This window comes from Streptomyces sp. NPDC001231 (assembly GCF_042896885.1).
Lineage (GTDB): Bacteria > Actinomycetota > Actinomycetes > Streptomycetales > Streptomycetaceae > Streptomyces.
In genome coordinates this window covers 1-1,228 of record NZ_JBIAXS010000085.1, presented here as the reverse complement: position 1 = coordinate 1,228, position 1,228 = coordinate 1, and the positions used below count along the sequence as shown (strand labels likewise).

The 1,228-nt window shown below is 70.1% G+C and carries 1 protein-coding gene; it reads right to left on the bottom strand.

What is annotated here, in order from left to right:
• Positions 1–239: 239 nt before the first annotated feature.
• Positions 240–1,228, bottom strand: a 989-nt coding sequence (locus tag ACFY3J_RS38865) for an MFS transporter (protein ID WP_390842895.1), incomplete at its 5' end; no start/stop codon positions are given.

Genomic DNA, 1,228 nt, shown 5'->3' with positions numbered 1-1,228 from the left:
CGGTGGCCGTTCTCATATCCGGACATTCACTCCGACGCCGGGCCAAACGCCCGGATCAGGTGGGAGCCCGTACACCACTTCCCAGGACGCAACCCTCCCCACTGCCACTCTCCCTCTCACAATCAGTCTGCTAGAGGTTGTCCCGTATGGGGTTGGGGTTATCCCGTGAGGGCCATGTTGTGGAGGCGTGCAACGCCGAGCATTGCCTGAGAAGGCTCAGCCACTGGACGGCAGGCAGATCATCGCGCGTCCGAGGCCCCGATGAAGCTGGGATCGCTGCGCAGCGTTCGGATGGGTGAGCGCCGGGACAGCAGCCATCCCATCAGCGCGGCGGCGAGGCCGGCCAGGCCGGCCGTCGCGAAGCCGCCTGCCGGTCCGGACGTGTCGATCGCCCCGCCGACGATCGGGACGCCGAGGGCGAAGCCCGCGCCCAGCGCCGAGGACTGCAAGCCTGTCGCCTCACCGCGCACGCTCGCGGGTGCGAGCCGGCTCACGGCGTCGGACAACGCGGAAAGTGTCGGTGCGGCAAGCAGTCCCGCGCCGCAGCCTGCCACACACAACCAGCGCCAGTCGTGGGCCAGTCCGGCGGGAATGGTTACCAGCCCGAGCAGGCCGAGCAGCAGCCAGGTGGGCAGCGGTCGCGGGAGCGCGCCGTACAGAAGCCCGCCGGCGATGGAGGCCGCGCCGTACACGGCCACCACGACGGCGGCCCAGGAGACCTGGCCGGCTTCCTTGAGAGTGGCCACGATGGCCAGGTCGGTACCGTTGAGCACGATCGTGGCGCCGAACGCCATCACCAGCACCGCGATCATTCTCGGGCCCAGCCACTCCCGGCGACGGGGGCGGTCGGCTGGGGCGGCCGGCGCCTCGTCCTCGGCCCGCAGCGGGGGGTTGAGCAGGGCGATCCCCGCTCCGCCCGCCACGATCGCAGCGCCGACGCCCCAGGCCACCACGCCGGAGGGCAGTTGTGCCGCGCAGAGGATCACGATCGGCGGGCCCACCATGTAGGACAGCTCGCCCTGTACCGCTTCCAGCGCGAAGGCGGCCCGGCGCTGTCCCGCCTTCGTCATCGCGGCGATCGCCTGCCTGGTCACCATCGGAGCCGGCACCATCAGCAGACCTGCTACGAAGGCTGAAGTTCCCCCCTGGGGCTGGACAGCCTGATACTGGGACGGTCGGTCCCGGAGGAAGCAGTTCCAGGTAGTGAGCAAGAAGAGCAACACGAGCA